Below are 15,742 nucleotides of genomic sequence, written 5' to 3'. Positions count from 1 at the left end.
CAATCGTGACCTTGGGCCCTGCGTCGATCAGTCGGTCTCGCTCACATGGATCGCCGACGTAGGGCACATGGCCGCCGCCTCTCGTACGGCGGTGTGGTCTGCGGGGGCGGGTTCGGGGGCCAGGAGGGTCACGACGCCGTCCTCGTCCCGCTGGTCGAAGACCTCCGGCGCGGACAGGACACAGGCACCGGCGCCGCAGCACTTGTCCTGGTCGACGTCGACATTGAGTGTCACAGTGCGTCTCCTCTACGTGTCACCAGCTGACCGGGACTTCGCTCAGGCCACCCACGAGGAGCCCTTCCGTCTTGCGCAGTTCGGCGGCGGGGACGTCGAGGCGCAGGGTGGGCACGCGGGCCAGCAGGACTTCCAGGACGACCTGGAGTTCGGTGCGGGCCAGTGCCTGGCCGAGGCAGGAGTGCGGCCCCACACCGAAGGTGAGGTGCGGGTTGGGGGTGCGGGCGAGGTCCATGGCGTCGGCGCCGTCGAAGGCACGCTCGTCGCGGTTGGCGGCCGGCATGCTGCACACGACCGTGCTGCCAGCCGGGACGACCTCTCCGCCGATCTCCGCGTCCTCGCCGAGGTAACGGCGCAGGCCGAAGCCGAGGTTGCTGTCGAAGCGCAGGGACTCCTCGACGGCGGTGCGCACCAGCGACGGATCAGCCAGCAGGCTCTCCCAGCGGCCGCGGTCGTCGAGCAGCAGGGAGACCATCTTGCCGATCGAGTTGGCGGTGGTCTCGTGGCCGGCGACGAGCAGGCCCATGCCGGTGGACACGAGCTCGTCGTCACTCAGTCCGCCGCCTTCGCTCTCGCTCCCCGCGCCGCCCGCCTCCTCGCTCTGCGTGATGAGGACACTGAGGAGGTCGTCGGCCGGCGCGGCACGCTTGGCGGCGATGTGCGCGGACATGTAGGCGACGAACTCGTCCTGGGCAGTGCGGATTTCGTCGGCGCTGTAGCGGGTGACGCTGAGGAAGCTGTCGGACCAGCCGGAGAAGCGGTCCCGGTCCTCCGCGGGGACCCCGAGCAGGTCGCAGATGACGTAGACGGGGAACGGGAAGCCGAGGCTCGCCCGCAGGTCGGCGGGGGCGCCGTCGGCGAGCATGGCGTCCACGAGACCCTCGGCGAGGCGGGTCATGGCGGGGCGCAGGGCGGTCATCCGCTTGGCGGTGAAGTAGCGGCCCACCTGACGGCGCCAACGCAGGTGCGGTTCGCCCCGGTTGGGGGTCGCGATGGCGGAGCTTCCGGTGGCAGCAGCCCCGCCGGAGCCTTCGGGGGCCATCCGGGCGGCGTTGTCCTGCTCGGTGGGGCGGACGAACCGGGCGTCGGAGAGCAGGCCCCGGACGTCGTCGTACCGGGTCAGATAGACGGCCGTGTCACCACTGGGCAGCGTGGCGCTGGCGACGGGGCACCGCGCGCGCAGCTCTTCCCATACGGCGGGCGGCTCGAGCGGGGTGTCGCCGGACAGCGGCAGGTGGACGGACGGCTGGACGTAGGGGGCGTCGGGGGCGTGGGGCGCGTAGGCGTGTTCGGCCTGGTCGGTCATGGTGCGTCTCCTCGTGGGGGTGGAGGCGGCGGCAGGTGTCCACGGTGGCGAAAGGGTCGGCGCGATGCACCGTTCAACAAAAGTGCATCATGCACTGTCTTTGCATGATGCACTTTCCGTGTATGGCGCACAACCGTGCCGGATGCTTCAATCGCGTACCGGGTACGACGGGCGAACAGACGGAGGCCGTTGTGGACGCACGGCAGGCAGGCGGCCGTATCGAGCGCGAACTGCTGATCCTTAACCGGCACTTGGAGATGACCTCTCCGCGCCGCGTACGCCTCGACAACAACGCCCTCGATCGCAGCGCCTACGTCCTGCTCAGCCGTCTGGAGGCGCAGGGTCCGATGTCCGTGCCCGACCTCGTCGAGGCCTTCGGGCTCACCGCCTCGACCCTCACCCGGCAGACCGCGGCACTGCTCCGCGAGAACCTCGTGGAACGAACCCTCGACCCGGCAGGCAGCATCGCCCGGCAGTTCCGGATCACCGACGTGGGGCGCGAGCGGCTGCACACCGACCGGGACGCCATCGCCACCGGCCTCGCCGACATCCTCGGCGACTGGCCCGAGGACCGGCTGCGGCGGTTCATCGAGGACCTCGAACGGTTCAACACCGACATCGAGCGGCGCACGGGGCGGCCTTGGCCGCGTTGAGCCGGCGGCCCACCACCTTTCGGGGGCGATCCGCCGGCTCGACCGGCCCGCCTACATCCAGGCGGTGGACCCGTCGCGGCGGACGGGCACCTTGCGGTTCCACGAGACCCAGTCGTCGGCCACGAGTACGTCCTCGTCGATCTCGATGCCCCAGCCGGGGCGGTCCGGGCGCAGCTCCAGGTGGCCGTCCACCGGGAGGTACGGGTCGGGGCACCAGGAGATGTCGTCGACCTGGTAGCCCGTGCCGTATTCGAGGATGCCGAAGTTCGTGGTGGCCGCCGCGAAGTGCACGTTCGCCGCGGTGGCCAGCGGTCCCATCGGGTTGTGCGGGGACACCGGCACGTAGTGCGCCTCGGCGATCGCGGCGATCTTCACCATCTGGGTCATCCCGCCGACCACGCAGATGTCGGGTTGCACGATGTCGGCCCCGTCGGCCGTGAGCAGCGCGAGGAACTCCTGTGTGGTGTAGAGGGATTCACCGGTGGCCAGCGGCACGCTCAGCTCGGAACGGACCCGTCCCCACGAGGGCATGTGCTCGGGGCGGATCGGCTCTTCCAGGAACAACGGCTGGCTGGGTGCGAGCGCGGCGCCCAACTCGACTGCCTGGTGCGGCTCCCAGAGGCAGGCGTGGGCGTCGAAGGCGAACTCCCATTCCTCGGGGTGGTGTTGACGGACGTCGCCGAAGTAGTCACCGAGTTCGCGGACCACGAGGCCGTACCGGCTGGTGTGCAGATCGCGGCGGTAGGGGCTGAGCTTGAACGCCGTGAAACCGAAGCGGTCGTGCAACTCGGCTGTTCTGTCCCGTAGTTGTGGCACGTCCGGGGCGCTGTAGAGGCCGGCGTAGACCCGGACCCGGTCCCGGACCGCGCCGCCGAGCAGCTGGTACACCGGCACCCCGAGCGCCTTGCCCGCGATGTCCCACAGGGCGTGGTCGATCGCGGCGATGGCGGCGGTTCCCAGGGCTCCCTGCGGGAAGCGGGCGGACTGGTGCAGGAACTGGTTGACCGCGGTGGGCCGCAGTGGGTCCATGCCCTTGATCTGTTCGAAGAGGTGGTCGAGCAGCGGGAGATAGGCGAGGTCGGGTCCGTGGTTGTACACCTCGGACCAGCCGGACACACCACTGTCGGTCGTGACCTTCACGAGGACGCGGGGCCGGTCGCCGACCCGCTGGCGGAAGGTCTCCAGTGTTTCGATCTTCATGCCATGAGCTCCTTGTCGAGGGCGGGCACCAGTTCACGCCAGGGCCGGACGGCCTCGGTCACCTCGGCGGCCCGGCCACGGGACAGTACGTGGCTGGGCGGACGCACCTCGCGCCCGCACAGGCCGAGTTGGTCCATGGCCTCCTTCACCACGGACACGTTGTCGGCCGAGTGGTCGCGGGCCCGCATCTCCTCGAAGGGGCGGATCCGACGCCACAGGGCCGCCGCCTCGTCGTAGCGGCCCGCGCGCAGGGACGCGAGCAGCTGGAGGGGCACGGCCGGTGCGACATTGGCGAGGCCCGAGGTGAACGCGCGGGCGCCGGCCTGCCAGTAGGCGGACGCGTAGGACTCCGCGAGACCCGCGATCCACAACAGGCCGTCGTTCCCTGCCTGTTCCCGGTTGGCGGCGAACACGACCGGGTCCGGCACCGAGTACTTGAGGCCGATGACGTTGGGAGCACGCTCCGTGAGGGCCCCGATGTGTGCGCCGGTGATGGCCGGGTTGCTGAGGTAGGGCAGGACACCGAGCTCCGGTACGGAGCCGGCAATCGCCGCGTTGTACTCGATCCAGCCCTCCGGCGACATGTAGGGCAGCACCGGCTGGTGGATCATGATCGCGTGGGCGCCGGTGTCCCGGGCGAAGCGGGCGTCCGCACTTGCTGTCTGTACGTCGAATCCGACGCCGGCGACGAGCGTCGTGGAGGCCGGGCACGCCGAGGCGACGCTGGTCAGGACAGCGCGCCGCTCGGCCGGGGTGAGGGCGTAGAACTCACCGGTGTTGCCGTTCGGCGTCAGGGCCGTGATGCCGCCCGCGACGAGCCGGGCGGACAGCGCGCGGGCGCGGTCGTGGTCGATCTCGCCGTCCGCGCCGTAGGGCACCACCGGAATCGCGATGACGGTGCTCAACCGCTCGATGAGATCGGCGGTGTTCGGTGTGTTCGGTGTGTTCAGGGTCGAGCTCGCGCTCATGAGGTGGTCCCCTTGGGGTCGGTGGCCGCCGCGAGGGCGCTCACGGGGGTGACGGGCTTGATGCGGACCCAGAACAGGTAGATGGCCGCACTGACCAGACAGCAGACGGCGGAGCCGAGCAGCGGGCCGAGGTAGGAGCCGTCGCCGAAGGTCAGGAAGAGTCCGATGGCGATCGGGCTGATGAGATTGCCGAGTTGGGATCCGAAGTTCTGGAAGCCCGCGACCGAGCCGACGGTCTCCGGCGAGGACGCGACCTCCGCGGGCAGGCTCAGGATCGCGGCCCCTGCGAAGGAGTGCGCCGCGTTGCTGATGGTCAGCACGGTCATGACCGCGACGTTGCTCTCGATGAAGGGGGAGAACCCGATGCAGGCGCTGAGTGCGAGCCCGGAGACGATCGGGATCTTGCGCGCCAGGTTCGTCGACATCCCGGACGCCAGCATGCGGTCGGAGACGATGCCGCCGAGGACCGTGGAACCGATGGCGATGAGGGGCGGAATGGCGCCGACCATCCCGAACTCGGCCTCGGTGAAGCCGCGATCGTCGAGCAGGTAGGTCGGGTACCAGGTGAGGAAGAAGGCGCCGGAGAGTGAGCGGAAGACGTATCCCGTCATCAGCGCCCACACCTGGTTGTTGCGCAGCAGCACCCGCCACGACGCGTCAGTGCTGGTGTCGCTACCGGCGTCGGTGGCAGCGTTCTGCGCGGCCACCATCTCGCCCTGGTCGGACTGGATGTGCGCCAGTTCGGCCGCCGAGACGCGCGGGTGCTTCTCGGGCTCGCGGTAGACCAGCTGCCAGCCGACGATCCACAGCAGACCGGCGACACCGATCACGACGAAGGCCATGCGCCAGCCGCTGAAGGTGATGAGCGCGGTGACGATCGGGACGGAGAGGGCGGTGCCGATCTGCTGGCCCATGTCGAACAGGCTCGACGCGAAGGCGCGTTCCCTGCGGGGGAACCACCGCGAGACCACCTTGACGTTCGCCGGCTGCACCGGGGCCTCGCCGATGCCCAGGCCGAGCCGGAACACGACGACCGAGCCGACGCCCTGCGAAAACGCGGTCAGGGCGGTCCAGATCGACCACCAGCCGACCGCGATCGGGTAGATCACCTTGGGCCCGAAGCGGTCGAGCAGCCAGCCGGACGGGAGCTGGAAGAGGGCGTACGTCCAGAAGAAGGCGGAGAGCAGGACTCCCTGCACCGCCGAGCTGATGTGGAACTCCTTGGACATGAAGGGCATCGCGACGCTGATGGCGGCGCGGTCGAGATAGGCGATGGTCAGCCCGAGGGCCGAGAATCCGACGATCGTCCAGCGCATACGGCTGCGCTCGCGAACGGGACCTGTCCCGGCTGGGGCGGACGTGCGCACGTTAGACTGGGGCATCGTTGCTCCTAGTGGGTAACGGCGACGCTCCTCGCGGAGCGTGGATCTCTGAGGTGCGGCCCGGGATCTTGGCGGTGAACGGGTCGCACCTCGTCAAGCAGTCGTTCGGTCGGTTCAGTGAGTGAGTGCCTCCTCCTGAATGTCGGCTCTGCTGAAGATGCCGGGCCTACTGAAGGTGCCGGGTCACGAATCCTTCGATGTGGCGGCGCACAAGGGCCGCGGCATCATCGGCCTTCCCCGAGCGCACGCACTCGAGCACGGCCGCGTGTTCGCGGGACTCCTCCTGCCACGACGGCGAACGGGCCCAGGAGGACGCGGAGACCAGCGCCGTCTGGTCCCGGAGCCCGTCGAGTGAGCGGACGAGGAGCGGATTGCCGCACCCGGCGTAGAGGCCGCGGTGGAAGTCCCTGTTGGCGGTGGAGCGCGTCGAGGCGTCCTCGGCGAGCGCGGCCCGCTCCAACGCCCGTGCCGCTTCGGAGAAGTCGCTTCCGGCGATGACGCTGCGCCGTACCGCTTCCGGCTCCAGAAGCAGCCGCATGTCGTAGATCGCCAGCGCGTCCTGCTCGCTCAACTCCCGCACCGTCGTACCGGCGAAGGGCCTGATGACGACGAGTCCCGATCCCTCCAGCGCCTTCAACGCCTCACGCACGGGCGTCTTCGACACACCGAACTCCCCCGCCAGCACGTTCTCCACGAGCGGGGCCCCCGGCTTGAACTCCCCGTTGAGGATCGCCGCCTTGATGGTCTCGAGCACGTGCGCGGTCCGCGACGGCAGGGCAACCGGACTGAAAACAGGCAAGGTTCGCAAGGTCGCGCCCCCAAATGGAATCTCATATGTCATATACGATTGGACGGTAGCCGCCGGGACCATCGAGGGCAATGGGTCTGCGGCAAGCATGGAGTTCGGCGCAACACCGACAGCTACAGTGGGGAAATGTTCAAATCCCGCAAAGTTCACAAAGAAGACGCCTGGGACGGGATCGTCGTCGACAAGACCCGGAGGGCGACCGACGGCTCCAGCGTCTACCACTACGTCGAAGTCCGTCTCCAGGACAGCACGACGTTCAAGGTCCGCGTGGACGGGCCCCTGTGGGAGTCACTGACCAGTGGCGACCATCTCGTCAAGGAAGCAGGGAACGCCGCCCCGGCCAAGGCGCCGCGCTAGACGTCCGCCTTGGGTTCGGTTGACGGTTCGAACAGTCGGCTGGATAAGCTCGTCAACAGTTACGACAGGCTGTAGCGAGTGCGACAACCGTGTTCGGTGCGCGTGAAGGGCCCTCTGGGCTCGAACTCGAAGGGGGGACCTCGTGACCAACAGGTCGGGAAGCGGGTCGGGAAGTGGGCCGGGTCCGGGCGATCGGGAGATCGACGACTCGGAGCTGATGGACGTCGCGCAGGATCCGGAGCAGGCCGAGAGTCTCCACAAGGCGCTGCGCACGCTGGCCAGGAACCCCAACGTGAACGGCCCGTTGCAGGAGATGGCCCAAGGCATCCTCTCGGGACGCATGGGCATGACGGACGCCATCAAGGACGAGCGCTACATGGGCGCGCTGGGCGACCGCATGACCGAGATCCGGCACGCCGCCGAGTCGCAGACCATGGAGGACCGCGAGGCCGAGCGCGGAAAGCGCGAGGAGTGGGAGCGCAAGCGGGACGAGCAGGAGCAGAAGGAGCGCGAGGAGCGCGACGGTCCTTCGACCAACCTGTTCACGGGGTCGAAGAGGCGGGGGCAGGGCGGCCACCGGGGTTGAGGGCTTGTCAGTGCCTCTGGGTACGCTGGTACTGACATGAGACGGACGCGAACCGGCGGCACAGTGGCGCCGGTTGGTGAAACGGGGGCGTAGTCATGGGTGACGGGTTCAGGAGCAATCCGGAGACGCTGAAGAACGAGGGGCGGAGCTTCTCCGACATCGGCAGGGAGTTCTACCAGGCGACCGCCAGACTGAAGAGCGGTCTGGCCGCGCAGGGCGACGGTGGGGGCGGCGGAGGCGAAGCCCCGAAGGACACGTCGTTCGCGAGCGTCGCCGGTGACGCCTGGAAGGGCATGACCACCTTCAGCGACAAGCAGGGGACGCCTCCCTGGGGGGACGACGAACTCGGCGAGAAGTTCGGCGTGGTCTACGAAGGTCTGCGGGACGGCATGACGGACTCGATGGACCACCTCGCCACGAAGCTCAACGAGATCGGCAAGGCGTTGGAGCGGATGGCGAAGAACCACGAGGAGAACGAGGACTTCAACGAGGCTCTGGTCAAGGAGCAGACGCCGGAGAACCAGTTCGGCGGCGAGGTCCATGTTCTGAAGTCCGCGAACAAGTAAAACGCCCTCGCAGCAACTTCCCTGACTCGCAGTCACCCCTTCACGCACAGGAGAAGTCCGTGTCACAGCCCGGCGCGCCGCAACCGGTACAGCCCATCCCCTCCACCCCCGACGAGGCGTTGGCCGCCGCCCGGTCCCGCTTCGAAGTCCTGGATCCGGCCGGGAACCCGGCACCGTTGCATGTGGCCGAGTTCGACATCGGCTTCCTCGTGCACGCCGTCATGCCCCCGCCGCCGCCCGGCGTCCAGGCGCCGTTGGGCGGCAGCCACATGGTGATCTCCAAGACCGATGGTGCGGTCACCTACGTCCCCAACTTCCCGCCGGACTCGGCGATCGACCTCTACCGGAGCATGCGCCGCACCAGCGGCTGAGTGCAACAGCACTGTGACACGGGAGAGTTGAGGGGCCCGAGGAGCCTTTGGGTAAACTCTGGCATGAGCATGGCTCTGCGCCAACGTTAAGGCGGCAGACGGCGCGAGTCGGCCCACAGGGCCGGGACAACACGAAATACATGGCGGACAACGGGGGTCTTCGTCGTGGCTTTGATGCTGCCGAACGGGCTTGAGTGGCTTCTCGAGATGTGTGGCTTCGACTGGCCCACAGGCGACGAAGACAAGATGATGGAGTGCGCCAACACCTGGCGTCAGTTCGCCGCCGATGTGACGGACCTCCAGTCCCGCGGCTTGACCGCTGCCGGCAACGTTCTCGCGGAGAACGCCGGGGACTCCATCGACGGCTTCAACAAGACCTGGGAGAAGTTCGCCGGCGGTTCCGGCTACTTCGACGACGCCCGCCAGGGCGCCGAGCTGATCGCCGTCTGCATGGACGCCGCGGCGATGCTCATCATCGGGCTGAAGATCGCGGTGATCGCCCAACTGGTCATCCTGGCGCTCGAGATCGCCGCGGCCCAGGCCGCCGCTCCCTTCACTCTGGGCCTGTCCGAGATCGGCGCGATGGGCGCGGCCGCCGCGACGCGCATGATCCTGCGCAAACTCCTCAAGGAGATCGCCCAACAGATTCTGCAAGCGGTACTGGAGACCGCCAAGGAACCGTTCGTCTCCGCCCTCGAAGCCATGATCTCGGACGTCGTCGCCCAGACCGTCGAGCAGAACTTCGGCAAGCAGTCGGGCTACGACCTGGGCCGCACCGCCAAGACGGGTTACGAAGAGGGCAAGAGCGCCCTGGAGAACTCCGGCTCCACGTTCGGCGAGTCCCTGCGTGACGGGGCCGGGTCCCGGGCGGGGCACGGGGCGCGGCACGGGTTGAGCGGGGGTGATGGCGGGGGCGATGGCGGCGACAGCTCGGCGAGCTCCGACAGTGGCAGCTCGTCGAGCTCCAGCGATTCGTCGTCCGGAGGTTCGTCGTCGAGCAGTAACTCGTCGTCCGGTGGCGGTAGTTCGTCCAGCAACTCTCCCGGCTCCGGCTCCAGCGATTCGCCGAGCGCGTCCGGTTCGACGTCGGGTGACTCCTCGAGCGGTTCCACCAGTTCCAGCAGTTCGCCGAGTTCGAGCGACGGGGACGCGGGGCGCAGGGCGCCGGACATCGGTGGGTCGTCGTCCTCGCCGTCCTCGTCCTCCTCGTCCCCGAGTACGTCGCCGAGCGGCGAGGCGGACGGGACCGGCGGCCCAGGCTCGTCGGACACCTCGTCGTCTTCGCCCGCGCCGAGCCGTGGCTCCGAGCCGCCGAGCCCGTTCGACGTGGGTACCCAGGCGTACCAGGACAGCATCGGTCAGCCGTCGGGCGGGGACTCGACCACGCCGGACTCGTCGAGCCCCGACTCGTCCACGCCGTCCGCCACTACGCCGGACGTCCAAGGCGGACCGACCCCCGACACCACCCCCGACTCCGCGCGACCGGACAGCACCCCGGACGCCCCGACGAACACACCACCGGGCAACGAACCGTCCCTGCCCTCCGATCCCTCGCCCAGCGGGAGCACGGGCACCACGCCGGACGTCAGCACCTCCCCGACTCCGGACACCACGCCGGACGGCGCGACCCCGAGCCGCCCAGATAGTGGCGCCGACACCCCCAGCCCGGGCCAGGGCGCGTCGATCCCGGACCAGCACACCCCCGAGCCCTCGCCGACGCCGTCCACGCCACCCGAGGCCGCACCGACCCCGGCGCCGGACAACTCCAGCCCCGCCCCCGGTACACACCAGGTCGACCCCGACTCGGTCAGCACCATGCCCGCGCACGCCCAGGGCCCCACACCGGGCGACTCCGGCGACGGCACCAACAACGACAACCAGAACCAGGGCACCGGCACCGGCACCGGCACCGGCCGCATGCCGAGCGGCGCCATGCCCGGCAACACCCCCACCTCCCACGCAAGCCCCGGCCAGGGCCACGCGCCGTCACAGCCGACGTCGACCCCTCACGACCCGGACGACGCCGAAGTCGGGCTCATGGGCGGCGCCGCCACTGCGGCACCCCCGGCCCCCGGTACTGCCGACACGGGCGTCCCGCAGCAGGCGGCCCAGTCCTCCGCGGCGCCCTCGACGGCGCCCCCGGGCGCCATGCCGCCACCGACGGCCGGCCCCATCCCCACCCAGGCACCAGCGGCAGGCGGCCCCACGACGACGCCGCGGGCAAGCACTCCCAACGCCACGACACCGCGTCCGGACCAGCCGAGCACCCGGCCCACGACGCCGTCCCGGGACACCCAGCAGAACGGCCCCGCATCGCGCCCGCGCAGCGAGAGGCCACGCACGGAGACCCCGAGCCGCCCGACCACACCGCCCCGCGGCGACCGCCCGACGAACCACCAGTCATCCCCCACGTCCCGGCCGAACGACCAGGGGATGCCGGCCCAGAACAACCAACAGCCGGACAACCACCAGCCGAACACCCCACAGCCGGACGCCACCAACCAGACGCCCGACCAGAACCAGCACCAGCCGCCCACTGACGACGGCAACACCGCCACACCCGAGCAGCCCACAGCGCCCCCGCCCCCACCCCAGGCGGACGACCTCTCGGACATCCGCAACGACCTGAACATCCCGCACGAGGGCCTGACCACACCCGACCCCGCCCACCAACAGGACCTCGAGAACGCCCACCCGAGGAATCCCGACGGCACCCCGCAGGTGTTCGCGGACCCGCGGCAGGGCAACTGGGCCGGTCTCCAGAACGACGGCGGCCCTGGCGTCCCCGGTCGGTCCAACAACTGCGCCGACTGCACCCGTTCGTTCCTCGAGACATGGTTCGGCCGCCCCACGGTGTCCGCCCCGCGCACGTTGGACCAGAACGCGGACGGCAGCCTGAACACCTTCTCGGCGGAGCGCGAATCGGTCGACAACCAGACGCGCTGGGCCGGTGCACCCCCCACGTACGCGGGCAACGACCATCCCAGCCCGTACGCGCGAATAGCCCACGAGCTGTCGCAGGCCGGGCACGGTTCGGCAGCCGTGATCGGGGTCAACTGGCCCGGCGGTGGCGGCCACGCGTTCGCCGCGGTCAACCACAACGGCCAGGTTCTGTTCGTCGACGCACAGACGGGTGTCGTCAGCGAGAACCCGATCCACACGGGCGCCGCAGAGGTCTTCTACACCCCGCTGGACGCCAACCGAAACCCGATCACCCCGTACTTCCTGACCCCGTCGACACCCGCCCCGTCCACGGAGACCACCCCGGACACGGCCACCACCCCGGACTCCGACTCGTCGACCAACCAGTCGACACCCGACACCCAGTCGCCCGAACCGTCCAAAACCTCCCCGTCGCCCGAGCCGTCGACGACCCCGGATCCCGACGCGACGCCGGACTCCGACGCAACCCCAGGCCCCGGCACCACGACGGATACGACGCCGACCTCGGAGACGACCTCACCGCAGAACGAGTCCGACTCCCCCGACACGGACACGGCCACCACCCAAGAGCCGAACCCCGACCAGGCAACCGCCACGCCCCCGGGCTCGGACACCGCATCCGACCAGAACGGTCAGGACACTCCTCAGAGCCCCGAGCCCGACCAGGACGCCCAGCAGTCTCCAGAGCCCCAAGAGCCCCAAGAGCCCCAGCACGACACGGATTCGCCGGACAGCCAGGACTCGCAGAACTCCGAGGACGCCGACCACTCCCAGGCCTCTCAGGACTCCGACGACTCCCACGACTCCCACGACGACAACCAGCCGTCGGAGTCCGCGGAGCCGGTCCGCCCGGTCACCGATACCCGCCCCTCCGGCCCGCCTGACGGCTACGACGACCCCACCGACGCCGACACCCGCGCCCAGCAGGAACGATTCCCGCGCAACGAGGACGGCTCGTTCCAGCAGGCCCCCGACCCGCGCGAAGGGTCGTGGCTGGGCGACATCCGCGGCCAGAACCCCGACGACTCCGGCCGCGACGTCAACTGCCCCGACGGAGCACTGGCGTTCACCGATTCGTACGCCGGCAACCCCACGGTCGCCGCCCGCCGCAGCCCGAACGAGGACGGCTCTCCAGCCGACACCCCGGAGCCGGGCGGCCGCGACCGTATCGAGAGCACCCTGAGCGCGGAGTTCAGCGACTTCGGCGACGGCCGGGACGCGTACAACAACCTGGAGACCTCCCTCCTCAACGAGGGCCACGGCTCACAGGCCGTGATCATCACCCAGAACGCCGACGGCCGCGCCCACGCCTGGAACGTGGTCAACCACAACGGCCAGATCGTCTACGCCGACCCGCAGACGGGCCAGAGCAGCACCACCCCGCTCCACAACGGCAACAACGGCGTCTTCGCCATCCCCCTGGACGCCAACCGCCGCCCCCTCGACAACACCAACCAGCCTGCCGCGCAGAACCAGGGACAGACCACCGGATCCGCACCGCACAACCCCGCAGGCTCCACCTCTCAGTCCAACAACCCCAGTGCGGAAGCCACTCGCGCGCACCGCAATCAGAGTCTCCCCGACCCGGAATCCCCGACCCAGCAGCATGCGAACCTCCTTCCGGATCAATCGCAGCAGGACCTCCGGGAGGAGCACCCGGTACGGCGCATCGATCTGGATCCGGTCCAGCAGCAGATGCGTGCCTGGGCCGAGCCCCGCGGCGACGATCCCTCCCCCTTGCACGAATTGCTGCAGGAGTCCCAGGACCGACGGCAACAGCATGTGGAGGCCGCGCAGCACATCCGCGACGCCAAGCAGTCGCTCGACGACGCGAAGAAGGAGCTCGCCGCTGCCAAGAGGGCGCTGAAGAAGGCCGATCCGGCGGAGCGGCCGGCGGCCGAGCAGCGGCTGAACGACGCGAAGAACACCGCGTCGGAGGCGAAGAAGGAGCACAAGGAGGCGCTCCAGGCGCACCGGGACAACGTCTCGATGCCGGCGACCAACTTCACCGACAGCGATCTGCGCCGCCACCTCGACCCGGCGTGGTCGCAGATGAACGACGGCGACCGGTACGCGGCGCTGGCGACCTTGGCCCGGATGAGCCACTCCTTCCATGCCAACAACGCGGTGGGCGCAAGCCCGGAGCCCGCCCCCAACAACGACCCGTACGCCGACGCCCCGCCCAAGAAGCGTCAGAGGACGGACCCGGCCCACGACCATCACGAGTCCGTGGCCTCCACCCGACGAGAGGCCACGGCTCGCCCCAAGGACAACGTCCCGCAGGACCTCAGGGATCTGTTGGACGAGACGGAGCGCAACTCCCCCGACTTCTCCGACAAGAACTACGCGGTGGTGGAGGTCGTCGACGAGCACGGCGAGAGCCACTACATCATCGACTCCTCGGTCCCGGCCGCAGGAGACGCCGTGCGACCACGGCACTCGGAGAGCCACATCCTCGAGTCGATCGAGCAACTCAACAACGGCAGAGCAGCCGAGGGGCGTCCCCAGTACCGCGTGGCCGGCCTGTACACCGAGCGTGAGCCCTGTGGTCTGCGCACAGGCAATTCCGGTCACGCGGACTGCTCCCGGACGATCCGCAGTTCCGAGGCGATGAACGGGGTGCCCGTCCACTACAGCACCACCTACCGAGTCGATCCTCAGCGCGACAGTCTGCTGGCACAGGAGCGCGCCACCCGGCAGGCCCGGGGAGAATCCGAGGCAGAGATCAACAAGGCGTTGGACGGCTACAAGACGCCGAACCGCCGTCTCATGGACCAGGAGATCCACCAGCACCTGGACTTCGTCGACAACCTCCTCGCGACGATGAACGACCAGAACCAGACCCCTCCCGACACCACACCACTGCCACCAGACCTGGCGGGCGCGGACCGCACCCCGCCATCAAACCCAGCAGGCACGGACCGCAGGCCTCCGGCGGATCCTGCCGGCAACGCCGAACCACCCAACAGTGAACAGCCTCCATCCGAGACGCCTGCCACGGGCGAGAGCGACAATGAACTCAGGCCCGGACTCGTACGCCAGGACGACAACTTCGAGTCCGAGACGAACAGTCGAGGCCAACGCAAGTCGCACATCGACGCGGAAGGTAACCTGGTTCCCGCGAACCCGCACGGCACCGCGAGTGTCATCGATCACGTAGTGGGCCGCGATCCCGCGAAATCAGACAGCCCTTACACCTCCTTGAGTTCGGAAGGTGCCAACGCGAAGGCATTCGGGTCGAATCGCATTCGCATTGATCTGGACCGGCTGGAGCAGGACATTGCTGCCGCCCGTGTCCAAGATGTCGATGTCTACTCGCCCGACAAGGTCCAGAGCCTCATCCAGGAGAACGCCGACAGGATTGCCGGCAGGCCAGTGGACCTGACTGTTCCGCCTGGGACCAGCAAGTCGCAGGCCCAGGAAATGGCCCGAGCGCAAGGCCTGAGCAACGCAAAGGCCAAGAGGATCGCACAACGTATGATCGACATGATGAACACGCGACGTGACGAAGAATGGCTCATCAAGGGCGTCGTTCCAAGCGATTACATTGAGGGGCCGCTCGGTGGGTGACTTCGTGCATGAAACAGGAGCTAACCGGTTCCAGGCACTGCTGGGCACGGACTTCAAGGGCCGACCCACCAACGATCTCGAGGACGTGATCTACGAAGCCCTCGACGACCCCCGGCACCGAGAACGCGTGCCGGGGCTCACCGCCCTCCTCCAGGACCCGGCGGCCGACGACCGCGAGCGCTTCCTGTCCTGCGTTGCCCTGACCACCTGGGCCGAACCTGCCGGGTACACGGCGGTGGTCGAATCCACCCGAAACCCGAAACGGGCACCGTGGTACGACCTCCTCCTGGACCGCAAGTTCTCGGTGGACAACACTTTCGCCCAGCTGGCTCTCGCTGTGGGCGACAGTGATGTCCTCGCGCGCGAGAAGGGCACCTGGGATCAACGCACCGAGGCCTTCGGGCATTTGATCGGTATCGCGGACCGCGAGTACTTCGACGAGAAGCTCGGCGATCAACTGGACGTCCCCACAGCCGCAACCCTGCTTGTGTCGATTCGCACCGTCGTGGCGCGCGGAGTATCGGCCCTCGCAGCACGCAAGCCCGTGAGCTTCGACCTCGCCACGCAACTCGTGGACCTGGCCGCCTCCCTGTCCCCCGTAGACGCAGCCACCGCGATCTCATTGGCGACGGATGTGCTTGCGCAGGATCCACGTCCCCGCGCTCTCCTGCACGCGGTGTCCATCGTCCAGCGCTCGAATACCCCGGAAGCGCGAGCTTTCGCCGAGTATCTGGCCATGAGCGGAGACGCCCGGGTACGGTCATCCATCCGGGACGCACTCACCGCGTAATAGGCATC

Annotated in this window: 13 protein-coding genes; 7 read left to right on the top strand and 6 right to left on the bottom strand. The window is 68.9% G+C overall.

The genetic code is table 11. The features are described 5' to 3' along the window. Positions 1-27 precede the first annotated feature (27 nt). Together ACWD2L_RS34525 and ACWD2L_RS34520 are read right to left on the bottom strand one after the other, a co-directional pair. Positions 28-234 carry a ferredoxin gene (locus ACWD2L_RS34525; protein ID WP_451193046.1) on the bottom strand — a complete coding sequence of 69 codons (207 nt, stop codon included), beginning with the start codon at positions 232-234 and terminating at the stop codon, positions 28-30. A 19-nt stretch (positions 235-253) separates the two neighbouring features. After that, on the bottom strand, positions 254-1,540 hold the full coding sequence (locus ACWD2L_RS34520; protein ID WP_451193043.1) for a cytochrome P450: 1,287 nt from the start codon (positions 1,538-1,540) through the stop codon (positions 254-256). 191 nt (positions 1,541-1,731) lie between these two features. Here ACWD2L_RS34520 and ACWD2L_RS34515 point away from each other — a divergent pair, with 191 nt between their 5' ends. Continuing rightward, complete coding sequence (locus ACWD2L_RS34515) at positions 1,732-2,193, top strand: MarR family winged helix-turn-helix transcriptional regulator (RefSeq protein ID WP_451193041.1); 462 nt, start codon at positions 1,732-1,734, stop codon at positions 2,191-2,193. A 51-nt stretch (positions 2,194-2,244) separates the two neighbouring features. Here the strand turns inward: ACWD2L_RS34515 and ACWD2L_RS34510 are convergent, their stop codons facing one another. From ACWD2L_RS34510 to ACWD2L_RS34495, 4 genes are all read right to left on the bottom strand, one after another. Next, on the bottom strand, positions 2,245-3,393 hold the full coding sequence (locus tag ACWD2L_RS34510) for a mandelate racemase/muconate lactonizing enzyme family protein (protein ID WP_451193038.1): 1,149 nt from the start codon (positions 3,391-3,393) through the stop codon (positions 2,245-2,247). Beyond that, on the bottom strand, positions 3,390-4,361 hold the full coding sequence (locus ACWD2L_RS34505) for a dihydrodipicolinate synthase family protein (RefSeq protein WP_451193035.1): 972 nt from the start codon (positions 4,359-4,361) through the stop codon (positions 3,390-3,392). Before ACWD2L_RS34505 ends, ACWD2L_RS34510 begins: the two co-directional genes overlap by 4 nt. Then, positions 4,358-5,677: an MFS transporter gene (locus ACWD2L_RS34500; protein ID WP_451193032.1), complete on the bottom strand. Its 1,320-nt coding sequence runs from the start codon at positions 5,675-5,677 to the stop codon at positions 4,358-4,360. Before ACWD2L_RS34500 ends, ACWD2L_RS34505 begins: the two co-directional genes overlap by 4 nt. A gap of 232 nt (positions 5,678-5,909) precedes the next feature. Next, positions 5,910-6,497: a GntR family transcriptional regulator gene (locus ACWD2L_RS34495; protein ID WP_451193029.1), complete on the bottom strand. Its 588-nt coding sequence runs from the start codon at positions 6,495-6,497 to the stop codon at positions 5,910-5,912. Positions 6,498-6,677: 180 nt separating this feature from the next. Between ACWD2L_RS34495 and ACWD2L_RS34490 the strand changes: the two genes are divergently transcribed. The 6 genes from ACWD2L_RS34490 (at position 6,678) to ACWD2L_RS34465 (ending at position 15,734) form a co-directional block, all read left to right on the top strand. Beyond that, the gene (locus ACWD2L_RS34490; RefSeq protein ID WP_451193026.1) at positions 6,678-6,908 is read left to right on the top strand and encodes a DUF7489 domain-containing protein; all 231 of its coding nucleotides are present in this window, start codon (positions 6,678-6,680) and stop codon (positions 6,906-6,908) included. 142 nt (positions 6,909-7,050) lie between these two features. Continuing rightward, on the top strand, positions 7,051-7,494 hold the full coding sequence (locus ACWD2L_RS34485; RefSeq protein WP_451193023.1) for a hypothetical protein: 444 nt from the start codon (positions 7,051-7,053) through the stop codon (positions 7,492-7,494). Positions 7,495-7,589: 95 nt separating this feature from the next. After that, positions 7,590-8,060, top strand: coding sequence for a hypothetical protein (locus tag ACWD2L_RS34480; RefSeq protein WP_451193021.1), 471 nt, complete (start codon positions 7,590-7,592; stop codon positions 8,058-8,060). A 59-nt stretch (positions 8,061-8,119) separates the two neighbouring features. Next, a complete protein-coding gene (locus ACWD2L_RS34475; RefSeq protein ID WP_451193018.1) occupies positions 8,120-8,431 on the top strand; it encodes a hypothetical protein in 312 nt (103 codons plus the stop codon). A gap of 174 nt (positions 8,432-8,605) precedes the next feature. Next, positions 8,606-14,944: a toxin glutamine deamidase domain-containing protein gene (locus tag ACWD2L_RS34470; protein WP_451193088.1), complete on the top strand. Its 6,339-nt coding sequence runs from the start codon at positions 8,606-8,608 to the stop codon at positions 14,942-14,944. Continuing rightward, positions 14,877-15,734 carry a hypothetical protein gene (locus ACWD2L_RS34465; protein WP_451193015.1) on the top strand — a complete coding sequence of 286 codons (858 nt, stop codon included), beginning with the start codon at positions 14,877-14,879 and terminating at the stop codon, positions 15,732-15,734. The genes ACWD2L_RS34470 and ACWD2L_RS34465 overlap by 68 nt, the downstream gene beginning before the upstream one ends. Positions 15,735-15,742: the final 8 nt, after the last annotated feature.

This window comes from Streptomyces sp. NPDC002754, from assembly GCF_053592315.1.
The sequence above is the reverse complement of the archived record's forward strand: the minus strand, read 5'-3'. Positions and strand labels throughout refer to the sequence as shown.

Bases quoted from the DNA above. Each gene is read 5' to 3' on its own strand.
- ACWD2L_RS34520 (WP_451193043.1), bottom strand. From the start codon at position 1,540: ATGACCGACCAGGCCGAACACGCCTACGCGCCCCACGCCCCCGACGCC.
- ACWD2L_RS34510 (WP_451193038.1), bottom strand. From the start codon at position 3,393: ATGAAGATCGAAACACTGGAGACCTTCCGCCAGCGGGTCGGCGACCGG.
- ACWD2L_RS34505 (WP_451193035.1), bottom strand. From the start codon at position 4,361: ATGAGCGCGAGCTCGACCCTGAACACACCGAACACACCGAACACCGCC.
- ACWD2L_RS34500 (WP_451193032.1), bottom strand. From the start codon at position 5,677: ATGCGCTGGACGATCGTCGGATTCTCGGCCCTCGGGCTGACCATCGCC.
- ACWD2L_RS34490 (WP_451193026.1), top strand. From the start codon at position 6,678: ATGTTCAAATCCCGCAAAGTTCACAAAGAAGACGCCTGGGACGGGATC.
- ACWD2L_RS34480 (WP_451193021.1), top strand. From the start codon at position 7,590: ATGGGTGACGGGTTCAGGAGCAATCCGGAGACGCTGAAGAACGAGGGG.
- ACWD2L_RS34470 (WP_451193088.1), top strand. From the start codon at position 8,606: ATGCTGCCGAACGGGCTTGAGTGGCTTCTCGAGATGTGTGGCTTCGAC.